12 protein-coding genes are annotated in these 16,602 nt (G+C 67.5%); 5 read left to right on the forward strand and 7 right to left on the reverse strand.

The annotated features are described in order from the left end of the window. The first annotated feature begins 8 nt into the window (after positions 1 to 8). On the forward strand, positions 9 to 3,080 hold the full coding sequence (locus tag OC534_RS09105; protein ID WP_017354317.1) for a TonB-dependent receptor: 3,072 nt from the start codon (positions 9 to 11) through the stop codon (positions 3,078 to 3,080). 63 nt (positions 3,081 to 3,143) lie between these two features. On the opposite strand, the gene OC534_RS09110 is transcribed toward OC534_RS09105, so the two are convergent. Further along, positions 3,144 to 4,742, reverse strand: a complete 1,599-nt coding sequence (locus OC534_RS09110) for an NAD(P)/FAD-dependent oxidoreductase (RefSeq protein WP_153165236.1) — start codon at positions 4,740 to 4,742, stop codon at positions 3,144 to 3,146. Between the two features lie 225 nt (positions 4,743 to 4,967). Between OC534_RS09110 and OC534_RS09115 the strand changes: the two genes are divergently transcribed. Together OC534_RS09115 and OC534_RS09120 are read left to right on the forward strand one after the other, a co-directional pair. Next, positions 4,968 to 7,076, forward strand: coding sequence for a M13-type metalloendopeptidase (locus OC534_RS09115; protein WP_262071703.1), 2,109 nt, complete (start codon positions 4,968 to 4,970; stop codon positions 7,074 to 7,076). Between the two features lie 145 nt (positions 7,077 to 7,221). Further along, on the forward strand, positions 7,222 to 9,231 hold the full coding sequence (locus OC534_RS09120) for a M13 family metallopeptidase (protein ID WP_153165194.1): 2,010 nt from the start codon (positions 7,222 to 7,224) through the stop codon (positions 9,229 to 9,231). Between the two features lie 228 nt (positions 9,232 to 9,459). Here OC534_RS09120 and OC534_RS09125 read toward each other — a convergent pair whose 3' ends face one another. From OC534_RS09125 to OC534_RS09150, 6 genes are all read right to left on the reverse strand, one after another. Next, positions 9,460 to 10,128 carry a rhomboid family intramembrane serine protease gene (locus OC534_RS09125; protein ID WP_017355812.1) on the reverse strand — a complete coding sequence of 223 codons (669 nt, stop codon included), beginning with the start codon at positions 10,126 to 10,128 and terminating at the stop codon, positions 9,460 to 9,462. Between the two features lie 70 nt (positions 10,129 to 10,198). Continuing rightward, positions 10,199 to 10,564 carry an MGMT family protein gene (locus OC534_RS09130; RefSeq protein WP_017355811.1) on the reverse strand — a complete coding sequence of 122 codons (366 nt, stop codon included), beginning with the start codon at positions 10,562 to 10,564 and terminating at the stop codon, positions 10,199 to 10,201. Further along, the gene (locus OC534_RS09135; protein ID WP_026070741.1) at positions 10,561 to 11,481 is read right to left on the reverse strand and encodes a DMT family transporter; all 921 of its coding nucleotides are present in this window, start codon (positions 11,479 to 11,481) and stop codon (positions 10,561 to 10,563) included. Before OC534_RS09135 ends, OC534_RS09130 begins: the two co-directional genes overlap by 4 nt. Before the next feature lie 96 nt (positions 11,482 to 11,577). Then, on the reverse strand, positions 11,578 to 12,933 hold the full coding sequence (gorA, locus tag OC534_RS09140) for a glutathione-disulfide reductase (protein ID WP_136003172.1): 1,356 nt from the start codon (positions 12,931 to 12,933) through the stop codon (positions 11,578 to 11,580). A 101-nt stretch (positions 12,934 to 13,034) separates the two neighbouring features. Next, positions 13,035 to 14,294, reverse strand: a complete 1,260-nt coding sequence (locus OC534_RS09145; RefSeq protein ID WP_153165238.1) for a DUF418 domain-containing protein — start codon at positions 14,292 to 14,294, stop codon at positions 13,035 to 13,037. Positions 14,295 to 14,382: 88 nt separating this feature from the next. Beyond that, on the reverse strand, positions 14,383 to 14,862 hold the full coding sequence (locus OC534_RS09150; protein WP_026070739.1) for a peptidylprolyl isomerase: 480 nt from the start codon (positions 14,860 to 14,862) through the stop codon (positions 14,383 to 14,385). A 110-nt stretch (positions 14,863 to 14,972) separates the two neighbouring features. On the opposite strand from OC534_RS09150, the gene OC534_RS09155 reads away from it, so the two are divergent. After that, positions 14,973 to 15,515 carry a C40 family peptidase gene (locus OC534_RS09155; RefSeq protein ID WP_026070738.1) on the forward strand — a complete coding sequence of 181 codons (543 nt, stop codon included), beginning with the start codon at positions 14,973 to 14,975 and terminating at the stop codon, positions 15,513 to 15,515. A 146-nt stretch (positions 15,516 to 15,661) separates the two neighbouring features. Beyond that, the gene (locus OC534_RS09160; protein WP_229296545.1) at positions 15,662 to 16,417 is read left to right on the forward strand and encodes a C40 family peptidase; all 756 of its coding nucleotides are present in this window, start codon (positions 15,662 to 15,664) and stop codon (positions 16,415 to 16,417) included. Positions 16,418 to 16,602: the final 185 nt, after the last annotated feature.

Below are 16,602 nucleotides of genomic sequence, written 5' to 3' on the forward strand. Positions count from 1 at the left end.
ATTCATAGATGACCAACCACAGCATCCGGCACATCCGCCACCCGCTGACCAGCGCCCTGCTGGCCGGCCTGGCAGTCGCCGCCGGTTCGGCACCCGCGTTCGCGCAGGAAGCCGGCACCAACCCGATCGACCTCGACAAAGTGACCGTAACCGGCTCGCGCATCGCGCGTACCGGCTTTGTGACCCCGTCGCCGGTGACGGCGATCACCGCTGAGGAAATCCGCAGCACGGGCGCGCTGAACATCGGCGACCTGATGAACAAGATGCCGCAGTTGACCCCGAGCTACTCGCTGGGCAACTCGACGCGCTTCATCGGTACCGCTGGTCTGGGCCTGATGGATCTGCGCGGCATGGGTCCGTCGCGTACCCTGGTGCTGGTCAATGGTCGTCGCCACGTGGGCGCCAGCCCGGGCTCGACCTCGGTCGACGTCAACACGATCCCGGTGGAATGGATCGAGCGCGTTGAAGTGATCACCGGCGGCGCCTCGGCCGTGTACGGTGCCGACGCCGTGGCCGGCGTGGTCAACTTCATCATGAAGAAGAGCTTCGAAGGCTTCGAGCTGCGTGCCCAGGCGGGCCAGGCAGACGAAGGCAGCTTCGACCGCTCGTTCGTCAGCTTCTCCGGCGGCAGCGACTTCGCCGACGGCCGCGGCAGCGCCGCCATCGCGCTGGAATACAGCAAGCAGGGCCGCTTCGGCCGTGGCGACCGTGAAATCGGCCGTCGCTACCAGGTCTCGGTGCCGAACCCGAACTACGACCGCACCAAGCCGCCGAGCGAAAGCAATCCGCAGACCATCCTGGCCAGCCCGGGTGGCAACCACTCCATCTCGTACGGCGGTACGATGGATCTGGGGCCGATGACGATCTCGCGTACCGGCACCCGCACCACGGCGTTCAGCCCGTCCAACCGTTACCTGTTCAACGATGACGGCACCTTCCGCAAGAACCGCTACGACGGCACCATCGTCAGCGCCACCAGCTGCGTGGACTGCGACTTCGCCGACCTGAACGCCGTTGCCGACCTGCAGCCGTCGTTCGACCGCGTCAGCTTCAACACCGTGCTCAACTTCGAACTGAACGACAACCACCGTCTGTTCTTCGAAGGCAAGTACACCAAGACCGAGTCGGAGTTCTACGGCCAGCCGGCGTTCGACAGCAGCCTGCGTCTGCGCCGCGACAACGCGTACATCTCCAACGATCTGCGCGCGCTGATGGATTCGCGCCGCGTGACCGTGACGAACGCCGATGGCAGCACCACCAATCGTGCGATCTCGACCGACAGCAACAACGCGGAAAGCAATCTGATCCTGGCCCGCTTCAACGTCGATGCCGGCCGTCGCGGCGAGCAGATCGAACGCCAGACCACCCGCGCCGTGCTGGGCCTGGAAGGCAACCTGGGCGAAGAGTGGACGTATGAAGCGTCGGCCAACTTCGGCCAGACCACCATCGACCGCATCAACCTGAACAACCGCATCAACGAGCGTTGGCACGCCGGTATGGATACCGCCCTGGATTCCAGCGGCCGTGTCGTCTGCCGTGCCTCGCTGGACCCGAACGCGATCAACCCGAACACCGGGCAGCGCTACAACCAGGCTCTGATCGCCGGGTGCGTGCCGTTCTCGGTCTTCGGCAACGGCGCCATTTCCAAGGAAGCGGCCGAGTGGTTCAACACCCGTTCGCTGAACCAGTCCAAGCTGAAGCAGCAGGTGTTCAGCGCCTCGGTCGCCAACAACTCGCTGTTCTCGCTGCCGGCCGGCGACGTCGGCTTCGCCGGCGGTGTCGAGTACCGCAAGGAACAGAGCCAGGAAAACACCGACGCCCTGTCGGCGCTGGGCCTGACCTTCCTCAACGCCATTCCGAGCCGCGGCGGTGAGTACGACGTCAAGGAAGTGTTCGCGGAAACCACCGTGCCGCTGCTGGCCGACCTGCCGCTGATCCGTCGACTGAACCTGGATCTGGCCGGCCGCTGGTCGGACTACAACTCCATCGGCGACACCAAGACCTGGAACGTCGGCCTGGATTGGGAAATCCTGAGCAGCCTGCGCGTGCGTGGTACCTACGCCAGCGCCGTGCGTGCCCCGAGCATCGGCGAGCTGTACAACCCGCAGTCGCAGAACTTCGCGACCATCGCCGACCCCTGCAGCACGCTCAGCACCAACAGCAACCGTCCGGCGACCGCCAAGGACCCGGCTCTGCGCGCTGCCAACTGCGCCGCGCTGGGCATCCCGGCCAACTGGGTTGACACCTACTCGGCCAACCGTCCGGGCGTCAGCGGCGGCAATCCGAACCTGAAGCCGGAAGAAGCCAAGACCCTGTCGTTCGGCTTCGTGTGGCAGCCGGAGTTCCTGGAAGGCTTCGGCATGTCGATGGACTACTGGCGCGTGACCCTGACCGACGCGATCGGTTCGGTCTCCGCCCAGACCCTGGCCACCCGCTGCGTGGATTCGCCCGGAGGCGTGCAGAACAACCCGTTCTGCGATTCCATCAAGCGCGCCCCGGTGGGCGGCTACACCTCGCCGACCGGCACCGCGTTCCCGGAATACAGCATCTACAACTGGGTCGCGATCTCGGAAAACCTGGCCAAGTCGCGTCGCGTCGGCGTCGACCTGGAAATGGACTACCGCTTCAACCTGCTGGGTGGCTTCACCACCATGCGCCTGGTCGGCACCCGTCTGATCCAGTCGCGTGAGTGGGCCTTCCAGTCGTTCCCGGACGAGTTCACCGAATACGTCACGTACTACACCGATCCGCGCTGGCGCGGTCAGTTCACCACCACGTACAAGCGTGGTGACTGGCGCGCTTCGTGGGACATGACCTACGTCGACGGCAACCTGCGCGTCACCCCGGACAGCTACAACTCCAACCCGGGTTCGCAGAGCCCGATCCGCAACCCGTCGTACCTGTACCACAACATGCAGGTCGGCTATAAGTTCCCGAACTCGGGCATCGACGTCTACGTGGGCGTGGACAACGTGTTCGACAAGGATCCGCCGGTGAACTACTTCGGTGCCGACGCCGGTGCCGCCCTGTACGACAGCATCGGTCGTTACATGTACATGGGCATCACCTACAAGTTCTGATCCATCCAGAACCGCACCACGAAAAAGCCCGGCATCCGCCGGGCTTTTTCTTTGGCTGCGCCGCTAGTCGGCGAGGATGGCGCGGGCGGCGTTGTGGCCCGGCGCACCGGTGACGCCGCCTCCGGGATGGGTGCCCGCACCGCACAGATACAACCCCGGCAACGCCCCCCGGTAGTCGGCCTGACCCAGCATGGGTCGCGCACTGAACAGCTGGTTGAGGCTGAGCGCGCCGTGGAAAATGTCGCCACCGATCAACCCGAAGGTGCGCTCCAGATCCAGGGGACTGAGGCTCTGCCGTCCCAGCACCGATGCGGCGAATCCCGGCGCGTGGCGCTCGACCGTGGCGATCATCAGGTCGGCGACTTCTTCACGATGGTCGTCCCAGTGCCGGCCGTCCGGAAGCTGGGGCGCGACGTGCTGGCAGAACAGGCTGGCCACGTGTTGCCCCGGCGGCGCCAGCGACGGGTCCAGCGTGCTGGGAATCAGCAGCTCGACGACCGGTTCGCGCGACCACCCGTGCGCCCGCGCATCCTGCCAGGCGCGGTCCATGTAATCCAGACTGGGGGCGATGATGATGCCGGCAGTGAGGTGATCGCCCGGGCCGGGCAGGCAGGTGAAGGACGGCAGGTGCGACAGCGCCACGTTCATGCGGAAGGTACCGGACCCACAGCGCCAGTGGGCCATGCGCTCGCGGGTGGCCTCGGGCACCTCGGCCGGCGCCAGCAGGCGTTCGTACAGCAGTTTCGGATTGACGTTGGCGACCACGCTGCGCGCGCCGATGCGCTCGCCGGCCAGCGTTTCCACGCCGACCGCACGACCGTGTTCAACCAGGACGCGGCGCACGCCCGCGCCGGTGCGCACGGTGGCGCCGGCCGCGGTCGCCGCCGCCGCCATCGCCTGGGTGATCGCGCCCATCCCGCCGAGCGCGTGGCCCCAGGCGCCCTTGACGCCGTTGCTCTGCCCGAAGGCGTGATGCAGCAGGACGTAAGCGGTGCCTGGCGCATGGGGACTGGCATAGTTGCCGACGATGCCGTCGAAACCGAACAGCGCCTTGATCGGTTCGCTTTCAAACCAGCGGTCCAGGTATTCGGCGGCGGAAATGGTGAACAGGTCCAGCAGCTCCTGGCGCAGGGCCGGCGACAACGCGTACAGCTGCCTGCCCAGTTTGCCTGCCTGCCACAACGCCGGCAGCGCATGCAGCCAGCCGCCCTCGCCCACGTTCGGCGGCGGTTGCAGCGCGAGCGCGCGCAGCACGTCGGCAAACACCTCCAGGCGCTGCTCATACAGCGGGAGGCGTTCGGCATCGCGGGCGGAAAAGCGCGCCACTTCGGCCGCGGTCCTGCCCTGCCCGGCGAGCAGATAGCGGTTATCCGGCAGCGGCAGGAAATTGTTGATGCGGCGCGGTACCACCTGCAGTCCGTGGCCGGCCAGGTCCAGGTCCGCGATCACCTGCGGCTGCAGCAGCGACACCGTGTACGACGCCACCGAATTGCGGAAGCCGGGATGGAAGGTCTCGGTCACCGCAGCGCCGCCGACCGTGGCCCGGCGCTCCAGGATCAGCACGCGTTTGCCGGCGCGGGCCAGATAGGCGCCGCACACCAGGCCGTTGTGACCGGCGCCGATGATGATCGCGTCCCACGTCCGGGCCGATGCGTGTCCCATAGGCACTATATACACCGCCGGATGGGCCGCTGCCCGGCCGTCGGGGACGTGCCGATCCCGGCCGGTCGCTGTACCCGGCCCGGGCATTGGCCGCCTGCCTGTCCCCCTTGACCACCGGCCATGACCTTCGACACCCTTGCAGGCTGGGCCACCGGCGTATCGTCTGGCCCACGGCCCTCCCGGGGGCACTCCGCATGACTCATCGGCCTGGAGGCCATTCAAGTGATCTCTCGCACACCCAAGATTGTTCTGCTGACCCTGGCGGTCTCGGCCGCGCTGGTCGGCTGCGGCAAGACCGAAACGCCCGCTGCGGACAGCGCCGCCTCCACCGCCACGCCGGCGCCCGCCGCTGCTCCCGCACTGACGCTGGACGAGGCCAAGCTGCCGGCGTACAACGCCTTCCACCCGTCCGACCTGGATACCAGCCTGGATGCGTGCACCGCGTTCGGCGACTACGTCAACAGCAAGTGGCTGGCCGCCAACGAGATCCCGGCCGACCGCACCAGCTGGGGCGCCTTCACCATCCTCGACGAGCGCTCGGTGACCGTCCAGCACCAGCTCGCCGAGCAGGTGGCCGCGATCAAGAACCCGACCGGCATCGAGAAGATCGTCGGCGACTTCTGGGCGTCCGGCATGGACGAGGCCAAGATCAACGCACAGGGCATCGAGCCGCTGAAGGCCGACCTGACCGCGATCGACAGCCTGCAGAACAAGGACGCCATCGCCGACTACCTGCGCAGCAGCGCGGCCAAGGGCCAGAATGTGCTGTTCGCCTTCGGCCCGGAAGCGGACTTCAAGAACTCCAGCATGAACATGGCGTACGCCAGCCAGGGCGGCCTGGGCCTGCCTGACACCACCTACTACACCGACGCCAGGTACGCCGACAAGCTGAAGGCCTACCAGGCTCACGTGGCCAAGGTGCTGGAGCTGTCCGGCGTGGCTGCCGCCGACGCCGCCAAGCAGGCGGCCGACGTGGTCAAGTTCGAGACCCGCCTGGCCAAGGCCTCCAAGTCCAGCGTGGAGCTGTCGCGCAACGTCGAGCTGAACTACAACCCGGTCACGGTGGCCGACGCCGACAAGCTGACCCCGAACTTCAGCTGGAGCAAGTTCTTCGAGGCCCAGGGCGTTGCCACGCCGGAGACGTTCTCGCTGGCCATGCCGGCCTTCCACCAGGAAGTGAGCAAGGCGTTGGGCGATACCGACCCGTCGGTGTGGCGCGCCTACCTGCGTTTCCGCACCGTGGACACCGCCTCGCCGTACCTGGCCGACGCCTTCGTGCAGGAAAGCTACGACTTCTACGGCAAGATCCTCAACGGCCAGAAGGAGATGAAACCGCGCTGGAAGCGCGTGCTCGGCACCATCGAGGATGATGCGGGCGAAGCCTTCGGCCAGCTGTACGTCAAGGTCGCCTTCTCCCCGGAAGCCAAGGCGAAGATGGAAGTGCTGGTCAAGAACCTGGCTGCCGCGCTCAAGGAACGCATCCAGGGCCTGACCTGGATGAGCGATGAGACCAAGGCCAAGGCCATCGCCAAGTGGGAGACCTTCACCCCGAAGATCGGTTATCCGGACAAGTGGCGTGACTGGAGCGGCCTGACCACCACCCGCGACAGCTACCTGGGCAACGTGCGCGCGGCGGACGAGTTCAACTACAGGTTCGCGCTGTCCAAGATCGGCCAGCCGGTCGACAAGACCGAGTGGGGCATGACCCCGCAGACGGTCAACGCGTACTACAACCCGCTGCAGAACGAGATCGTGTTCCCGGCCGCCATCCTGCAGCCGCCGTTCTTCGATCCCAAGGCCGACGACGCGCTGAACTACGGCGGCATCGGCGCGGTGATCGGCCATGAGATGACCCACGGCTACGACGACCAGGGCAGCCGCTTCGGGCCGACCGGCAACTTCGAGAACTGGTGGACTCCGGCCGACACCAAGAACTTCAGCGGCCTGACCGGCAAGCTGGTCAAGCAGTTTGACAGCTACAAGGTCGGCGACCAGCACGTCAACGGCAGCCTGACCCTGGGCGAGAACATCGCCGATCTGGGCGGCCTGGCCACTGCCTACGACGCGCTGCAGAAGGCGTCGGCCGGCAAGGAAGATCCGAAGATCGACGGTTTCACCCGCGACCAGCGCTTCTTCTTCAACTGGGCCACCGTGTGGCGCACCAAGTACACCCCGGAAAACGCCAAGGTCCGCCTGGCCACCGATCCGCACGCCCCTTCGCAGTTCCGCGCGATGGGCGCGCCGTCGAACCTGCCGAGCTTCGCGGCCGCGTTCCAGTGCAAGGCCGGTTCGCCGATGGTCCGCACCGGCGACCAGCAGGTGGTGATCTGGTAAGCCCCGCCTGACCTGTTGAACCCGCAAAGGCCCGGATTTCCGGGCCTTTGCTTTTGGGCCCGACGAAGGGTGCGCCATGCATGCCGCCGTGCGGTGCGGCTTGGTACACTCGCGCGATCTTCAATCCTCGATGGATTTGCTTTACATGCCCAACTTCCGTCCGCTCGCCGTCGCGCTGGGCCTCAGCCTGGTCACCCTGGTCGCCGCCAACGACGCCCATGCCGCTCCCAAGAAAAAGGCCGCCCGCGCGCCGGCCGCCAGCGCGCAGTGCACCGATTTCTACGAGGCGACCAATGCCGCCTGGCTGAAGTCCAACCCGGTGCCGCAGGTGGGAGCCACCACGGCGTTGGGCCTGATGGCCGAGCGTACCCGCGTGCAGCAGCGCGAACTGCTGGATGCCGCGATGACGGCCCCGCAGGGCAACGTGCAGAAACTGCTGGGTGACTTCTGGGCCAGCGGCCTGGACGAGGCCGCGGTCGAGGCCGACGGCTCCAACCCGATCGCCCCGCTGCTGACCCGCATCAACGCGATCAAGAAGGCCAAGGACGTGCCGGCCTCGATCGCCGCGCTGCACCAGGTGGGCATCCCGGTGGCCTTCAACTTCGCACCGGACGTGGACCTCAAGGCGCTGGACCGCCACATCGGCTACTTCATGCAGGGCGGCATGGGCCTGCCCGACCCGGCGTTCTATACCCGCACCGATGCCGACACCGTGGCGTTGATGGGCCGCTACCGCACCTACGTCAAGCAGATCCTGGCGCTGACCGGCACGCCGGCGGCCAAGCTGGATGCCGAGTCGCAGGCGGTGATCGCGCTGGAGACCGAGCTGGCGCGCAACGCGCAGTCGCTGGCCGGCATCAACAACCCGTTCAACAACTATGCGCCGATCTCCACCAAGGAACTCACCGGCCGGTACCGCAACCTGCAGCTGGATGCGTTCCTCAAGGTGCAGGGTGTCAATGACGACCTGGTTTCGCTGTCCGATCCGGCGCTGTTCAAGCAGCTCGACGGCATGGTCACCCGGATCAAACCGGACCAGTGGAAGGCCTACCTGCGCTGGCGCGTGGGCGATGCGATGGCACCGTACCTGTCCAAGGCCTACCGCGACGCCGAGTTCGAGTTCCGCGGCCGGGTGATCCGCGGCGAGACCATCGCCCCGGCGCGCTGGGAGCAGACCCTGGATGCCATCAACGTGGCCGCCGGCCCGATGCTTGGCCGCGAGTACGCCAGCAAGCACCTGTCGGCCGATGACCGCCGCCAGGCCGCGCTGATCGTGGACAAGCTGCGCGAAGTGCAGATCGAAGCGGTCAAGCGCAGCACCTGGATGAGCGCGGACGCCAAGACCGAGGCACAGGCCAAGCTGGCCGCGATGAAGATCGAAATCGGCACCCCGCTGCGCGACCTGGATTACACCGTGCAGCCGATGGGCCGTGGCAGCTTCGGCGGCAACATGCTGATCGCCTCGACCTGGCGCCACCGTGAGGAAATGAAGCGCATCGGCAAGGGCAACGCGGACCGCCGCTGGGACGTGCTGCCGCAGCAGCCGGCACTGGCGTATGACATCGCGCAGAACCGCCTGATCGTCACCGCCGCCGTGCTGCAGGGCCCGGTGTTCAACGCCAAGGCCGACACCGCCGACAAGTTCGGCAGCTTCGGTGCGCTGGTCGCGCACGAGCTGACCCGCGCCATCGACGCCAAGGGCGCACTGGTGGATGCCAAGGGCGAACTGCGCAGCTGGTGGACCCCGGCCGACAAGACCGCCTGGACCCTGTTCGGCAACCGCGTGGCCGCCCAGTACAGCGGCTACGAGTTCCCCGGCGTCAAGGGCGCCAAGGTCAACGGCGAGCTGACCCGCGAAGAGAACCTGGCCGATCTGGCCGGCCTGGAACTGGCGTGGGAGGCCTACAACGCGGTCGAACCGAACGCCAAGCCGGCCGCCCGCCAGGGTTTCTTCCGTGCCTGGGCCACCCTGTGGCCGCAGCAGCTGTCGCCGAACGAAGCGGCGCAGCGCGTGACCTCGGACATCCTGGCGCCGGGCCGCTGGCGCACCAATGGCCCGCTGTCCAACCTGCCGGCATTCGGTGCGACCTTCAGCTGCAAGCCGGGCCAGCCGATGCAGCGCGTGGATGGCGACCAGATCAAGGTCTGGCGCTGAGCCTGTCGCGGTGAGGTAACGAAAAAGGCGCCCACCGGGCGCCTTTTTCGTTGCGGCCTGCCCGCGCCGCACGGGACTACCGCTCTGGCTGCAGGGGGCCGCTGTATGCGGCGATCAGGCCGGTGACCGGCACGGCGATCTCGACGACGAACACGAAGCGCGTCGAAGGCGCTGCCCAGCACGTGCCGGTACAGACCTGCGACCGTCATCTGACGGCCCTGCCCCGTCCTACTTGACCCGACGCAGATGGTTGGGCCGCGGGCCGCCCGGCGGGCGACGGTTGAACGGCGGCTGGCCGCGCCAATAGCGGATCAGCAGCCAGCCGAACAGCATGCCGCCGAGGTGGGCGAAGTGGGCCACGCCGGGCTGCCAGCCGGTGGCGCCCAGCATCAGCTCGATCGCACCGAACACGATCACGAAGGTGCGTGCCTTCATCGGAATCGGCGGGAACAGCAGCATCACCCGCTGGTTCGGGAACAGCATGCCGTAGGCCAGCAGCAGGCCGAACACGCCACCGGACGCGCCCAGCACCGTGGCCGGGTTTTCCATCATCATGCCAACCACCAGTTGGCACAGCCCGGCGCCGACCACGCAGACCAGGTAATAGGTGAGGAACCGCTTTTCACCCCAGGTCTGTTCCAGCGGCGCGCCGAACATGAACAGTGCGAGCATGTTGAAGAACAGGTGGCCCACGCTGCCATGCAGGAAGCCGTAGGTCAGCAGCTGCCAGGGCTGGAAATTGCCGCCCGGCGAGAACGGATCGAATCCGCTGCGCAGCGGCTGCAGCATGAACGGCTCGAACGTGCCGTTGCCGAGCAGGAACGGCTGCTGCAGCAGAAACAGCAGAATGTTGGCGATCAACAGCGCCTTGGTGACGGTGGGCAGTCGCGGGAACATGGGGGCATCCTTTGGAACCGTGTGCATCATAGCGCGGCCCGTTCACCCCCGACCCGGCCCGGGCGAACGCTCAGCCCGGACCCCACAGCGCCGCGTCCAGATCATCGGCGCTGCGCGGCATGTGCTTGACCCTGCCGCGTTCGACCGCCACGCCTTCGGCGCGCAGCCGCTGGGTCTGTTCACGCCAGCCACGCGATCCCTCCGGCATCGCGATGCGCCCGTCAGAGCGCAGCACCCGATGCCACGGCAGGTCGGGGTCCTCGTTCTGCCCGAGCACGCGCGCGGTCAATCGCGCCCGGCCCGGCAATCCGGCCCTGGCCGCCACCTGGCCATAGCCCATCACCTGCCCTCGCGGAATCGCCCGGATCACCGCCAGGATGCGTTCACGGGCCTGGGCCGCCGGATCATCGCCTGCCGGCGGGGGCGCGCCCGTCACGCGCGCACGCGGCTGACCAGCAGCACGCCGACCAGTACCAGCGCGGTCCCCAGGATCTGCCAGGGACCCATCGGTTCGTCGAGCAGCCATAGACTCATCACGATGGTGGATACCGGCCCGAGCATACCGACCTGCGCAGCCAGCGACGAGCCGATCCGCTTGACCGCCAGCATGATCGCCAGCACCGGCAGGACGGTGCACACCGTCGCATTGAGCAGCGACAGCCCATACACCGGCGCCGGCGCCTGGCCGAGCGCGGCCAGCGGGTGCAGCAGCGCGAAGTGCAGTACGCACAGCACGCATGCGACGCAGCTGGCATAGGCGGTCAGGCGGATCGCACCGATCCGCGCCACCACTTGGCCGCTGCCGAACAGGTACAACGCATAGCTGAGTGCACTGGCGAATACCAGCGCACTGCCCAGCACGATGCGTCCGCCCTCCAGCTGCAGGTCGTGGCCAAACGCCAGCAGCACGCCGAGATAGCTCAGCACGAGCGCGGCGAGCTGCCAGCGGCCGGGGCGCTTTTTCAGCAGCACCAGGCTGATCAGCAGCACCAGGGTCGGATTGAGATAGAGGATCAGCCGTTCCAGGGTCACGCTGATGTACTGCAACCCCTGGAAGTCGAGCAGGCTGGACAGGTAGTAGCCGGTGAAACCCAGCCACACCACCCTGCCCCGATCCGCCCATGACAGCGCCGTGGCGCGCCGCGCCGACCATACCGCGAGCGCGGCGAACAGCGGAAAGGCCATCAGCATGCGCAGCGCCAGCAGCGTGGTCGCATCCACGCCATGCCGGTAGGCCAGCTTGACGATCACCGCCTTGCCGGACGCCGCGATCGCACCGACCGCGGCCAGCGCGATGCCACCGGCGGCGATGCGGCTGGACGAGGTGGGAAGCGACGACACGGTGGGCGGCATCAGGACGGCGGGCAGCCGCGCGCGCGGCTGCAACAGAGGAATCGGGACGGGATTGTCGCACGCGTCCGACGCGACGGCCTTGCTGGAATGGCCGTGTTATCGCATCAGCACGACTTCCTCGGCCGAGGTCGGATGGATCGCCACGGTGGCATCGAACTGCGCCTTGGTCGCCCCCATCTTCACCGCCAGCGCGAAGCCCTGCAGGATTTCATCGGCCGCCTCGCCAAGCAGGTGCACGCCCACCACACGCTCCTCCTCGCCCACGCAGACCAGCTTGAACAGGCTGCGCTGGGTACCGTCGGCCAGTGCCTGCAGCATCGGGCGGAAGTTGCTGCGATACACGCGTACATCGCCGTACCTCGCGCAGGCCTCTTCCTCACTCAGCCCCACCGCGCCGAGCGCGGGGTGCGAGAACACCACGCTGGCGACGTTCTCATAGTCCATCTTCGCCTGCGGCTGGCCGCCGAACAGGCGATCCATCAGCGTGCGCGCCGCGGCGATGGCCACCGGGGTCAGACCGACCTTGCCGGCAATGTCGCCCACCGCGTGCACGCTCGGCACGGCCGTGGTCTGCCATGCGTCGACCTCCACCTCGCCCTTGTCGCCCACCACCACGCCCAGCGCTTCCAACCCGAGGTCGGCACTGTTGCCGCGGCGACCGGTGGCGAAGAACAGCGCGTCGAACTGCCCGTCGGCAGGCCCGTCATGGCCCAACGCCACCACTGCATCGCCGTCGCGCTGCAACTCGCGCAGGCGATAGCCGAAATGCAGCTGCACGCCCTGGTGGCGCAGGTTGTCGGCGAGCTGCGCGGTCAGCTCCGCGTCGAACCGTTCCAGCAGGCGGTCGCCACGCACCAGCAGTGTCACCCGGCTGCCCAGCGCCTGCAGCAGGCCGGCCAGCTCCACGGCGATGTAGCCACCGCCGACAATGGCCACGCGCGCCGGGGCACTGCACAGGTTGAAGAAATCATCGGAGACCAGCCCAAGCGCCGCCCCCGGAATATCCGGGCGCTGCGGATGCGCGCCGGTGGCGATCAGGATGTGCTCGGCACTGATGCGCACGCCGTCGCTGCATTCCACGGTATGCGCATCGACCAGACGGCCGCGGCGCGGCACGCGGACCACCTTGTTCTCGTCCAGGCGCTTGAGATAACTGGCATGGATGTTGGCGATGTACGCCTGGCGGTGCACCACCAGTTCCTTCCAGTCCAGCGCCGGACGCAGCGGAACATCAAAGCCCATTGCCGCAGCCAGGCCGATGCGCCCGGCCAGATCGGCCGCCAGCCACATGGCCTTCTTCGGCACGCAGCCGACGTTGACGCAGGTGCCGCCGAGTTCACCGGGCTCCAGCATGGCCACCCGGCGACCGTGCTGCGCGGCGCGGAAGGCCGCCGCCAGGCCACCGGAGCCGCCCCCCAGCACGATCAGGTCATAGTCGTAGTGCGTCGTCATTGGCAGTACTCGAACAGATGGCAGGTGGACGGTCGCCCACCTTCAGACAGGACCCCGAGCATGCCACGCCCGGCCGCGAGCCATGCGTGACGATGCCGGGCTCACGCGCGCGCGTCGCCTCGGCGCAGGGGCGGCCACTGCAGGTAGGTCATGGCGCGCCACACCCATTCCAGCGGACCGAAACGGAAGTGCCGCAGCCACCAATGGCTGACGAGTACCTGCACGCCGAACAACGCCAGCGCGAACGGCACCTGCCACAGCCGCGGCACCTGCTCGAACAGGCCCAGGCCGTATCCGTAGAAGATCCACGTGCAGACCAGCGACTGGCCGATGTAGTGGGTGAGCGCCATCCGCCCCACCGGCGCCAGCCAGTGCAGCCGATCGCGCACGCGCACGACCCAGGCCAGGTAGCCCAGGCACATCAGCAGGCTGGCCACCGACGACAGCGCGTAGGCCGCCCCACTGGCCGGCGTGAATGTGCCCGGGGCCAGATACGGCACCCAGTACGCACTCACCAGCATCAGCGCCAGCCCCACCGGCAGCGCGACCCAGCGCAGCGCCGCGTACAGGCCGGCGAAACGTGCCGGCTCGGCCAGTGCGCCGCTGCGCGCGAACCAGCTGCCGATCAGGAACATGCCCAGCACTTCCGGCCCGACGATCATGATGCCCGACAGCATCGCGCCAAGGTCGCTGAAACGCTGCGCGACGGCCTGGCTCCAACTGCCGTAGCCATACGCCTGCCGCTGCAGTTCGATGGTCTGCTGGGCCTGCAGCATCGCTTCGCGCGTCTGCCCGCCCGGATCGCCACTGGCAACCAATGCGCCCATCAGCGCGCCCATCAGCAGCAAGAGCACGGCCGCAAGCAGGTAGCTGCCCACACCCATCACCGGCAGCCAGCTGCGCGGCGCCTCGCGGCAGGCCAGCAGCGGCAGCGAGATCAACGCGTACATCACCAGGATGTCGCCGGACCACACCAGCAGTGCATGGCACAGGCCGATCAGCAGCAGCGCGGCGCTGCGACGCAGGTAGAAAGGGGTGAATTCGCGGCCGGCGGCCGCCGCACGCTGCGCCATCACCGAGAAGCCGGCGCCGAACAGCAGCGAGAACAGGGTGAAGAATTTGCCCTGGACGAGCACGTAAATGGCCGCGTCGGTCCAGTAGTCGGCACCCTGCCAGTGCGGATCGATGCTGGTGAAGGACAGATCCAGCGGACCGCTGAGCGCTTCGATGTTCATCAGCAGAATGCCCAGCAGGGCGAAACCGCGCAGGATGTCGATCACCGCGATGCGCTCGCCGGCACCGATCGGCTGCAAGGAAGGAGCGGCTGCGTTCACGGGCGTTCCGGGGGCAAGGGCGGACAGTATGGCGCCGCAGACGCGGCATGGCGGCGCCGCAGACGCAGACGGCCCGCCGAAGCGGGCCGTTGCGGTACAGCGCGTTGGCGGAAAATCAGTGCTGGTGGCCGCCGTCGCCGTGCACGTGGCCGTGCTCGATTTCTTCCTTGCTGGCTTCGCGCACTTCAACGATCTCCACATCGAAGTGCAGATCCTTGCCGGCCATCGGGTGGTTCAGGTCGACGTCGACCACGCTCATGCCGACCTTCTGCACGGTGACCGCGCGCGGGCCGAAGTTGGTCTGCAGCACGACCTGCTGGCCCGGCACCAGGCGGGTGGTACCGAAGTGCTTCTTGGGCACGCGCTGGCTCAGGCCGTCACGGCGCTCGCCGTAGGCATCGGCCGCCTTCACGTCGACGGCGAAGGTCGCGCCGGCTTCCTTGTCCATCATGGCGTTTTCCAGGCCCGGGATGATGTTGCCGTGGCCGATCAGGATCGCCAGCGGATCACGATCCCTGGAGCTCTCGATCGGCTCCTGGCCGAGTTCCGAGACGGTGTAATGGAAACGGACGACGCGGTCTTTTTCGATCTTCATGCGCAACTCTGTCTGGGACTGCCATCGGGCAGACGGGTGAGGCGGGTTGTCGCCCGCCGGATACGCCGCCATGATGACGGCCATCTAAGGTGGCGCATTATCCGGACAACATGCAGCTGACGCCAGTTTCGCCCGCAACCCGCCTGCCCGTCCGCCGGGCGCTGGCCCTGCTCGCGGTCGCCCTGCTCGCCGGTTGCGGTGGCGGCAAGGCGGTCCGTCCCTCGTCCCCGCCCGCCGCCAGCCAGGTCTGGCCCACAGTGGCACCGAGCGACCCGGCGGCGGCCAACGCCGTGCTGATGCGCGCCATCGGTCTGGTCGGCACCCCGTATCGCTACGGCGGCAACACGCCCGAGTCCGGCTTCGACTGCAGCGGCCTGGTCGCCTACGTGTACAGGGAAATGCTGGACCTGCGCCTGCCGCGCACCTCGCGCGACCTGGCTGCCGTCCAAGGGCCGAAGATCGACCCGCAGCGGCTGGCGCCGGGCGATCTGGTCTTCTTCGGCAGCCGCGGCAGCGTCTCGCACGTCGGCATCTATGTGGGTGAAGGGCGGTTTGTCCACGCCCCCAGCACCGGTGGAACGGTGCGGCTGGATTCGCTCGGTGGCGCGTACTGGAAGGACCATTACACAGGGGCGAAACGTGTCCTGCACTAAGCTGAACAGGGGCAAGGTCCAAATTTGTGACGAATATCACACCTAGTAAAACGAAAATTTAACGGAATTTGTACCAAATCACAGGTCTTACACGGCATGATCACCCATCGTTTTTATTCAGTGACCGCCGCGTGACGACAGACGACCTGACTTGCAAAGGCCAGACCGCCGCTTCCCGGCGAAGCGCCCGACCCGCCCTCCTCGCTTTCGCGCTCTGCCTGGCCAGCCTTCCGGCCTGGGCCCAGACCGCTCCGACGACCGGCTCCGAGGCTGCTGCACCCGCCGTCACCGCTACCCCCGATTCCACCGCGCCGGCCCGTCCCAAGGCTGAAGCGCCGGCCCGCAGCAAGGCCGATGCCGCTGCCAGCGCCACCCTCGCCGCCCTGCTTCCGCACCTGGCGGCCAACGACACCATTCCCCTGATGGACCGCTCGGCGATGGTCGCCGGCGATCTGAGCCGCCTGCTCGCCAATTACGACGCCAGCACCGGCGCCGTGGTCGGCAGCGCCGCCGACAACGGCAAGGTGCAGTCCCTGCTGCGCCGCGCGATGACCCTGCTGGGCACCCCGTACCGTTGGGGCGGCACCTCGCCGGACAGCGGCTTCGACTGCAGCGGCCTGGTCGGTTACGTGTTCCGTACCGCTCTGGGCATCGAACTGCCGCGCGTCTCGCGCGAGATGGCCCATGACGGCGAGGCCGAACTGATCAACGACCGCAACGCCTTGGCAGCCGGCGACCTGGTGTTCTTCGGCCGCAAGGGCCGGGTCGACCACGTCGGCATCTATGTCGGTGAAGGCCGCTTCCTGCACGCCCCCAGCACCGGCAAGGACGTCCGTGTGGACAGCCTGGTCACCGGTTACTGGAGCGCCAAGTTCATGCAGGCCCGTCGCGTCGAGCTCTGAGCCTGCCGCCACCGCCCGCCGGGAAAGCCGCTGCCTTGCAGCGGCTTTTTTTTGGTTTCCGAACCGGCCCTTGCCGCTGGCCGGTACCGCCGCCAACCGGCGTTGTTCCTTCTGTCGTGCAGGCATTCTTCGCTGGCGATCTCCCCGTGCCAAACGCCGGGGAGTAGCGGACCGGGCGTGGGGCG

It is taken from the genome of Stenotrophomonas sp. Marseille-Q5258, assembly GCF_946900935.1.
Classification (GTDB): domain Bacteria; phylum Pseudomonadota; class Gammaproteobacteria; order Xanthomonadales; family Xanthomonadaceae; genus Stenotrophomonas; species Stenotrophomonas nematodicola.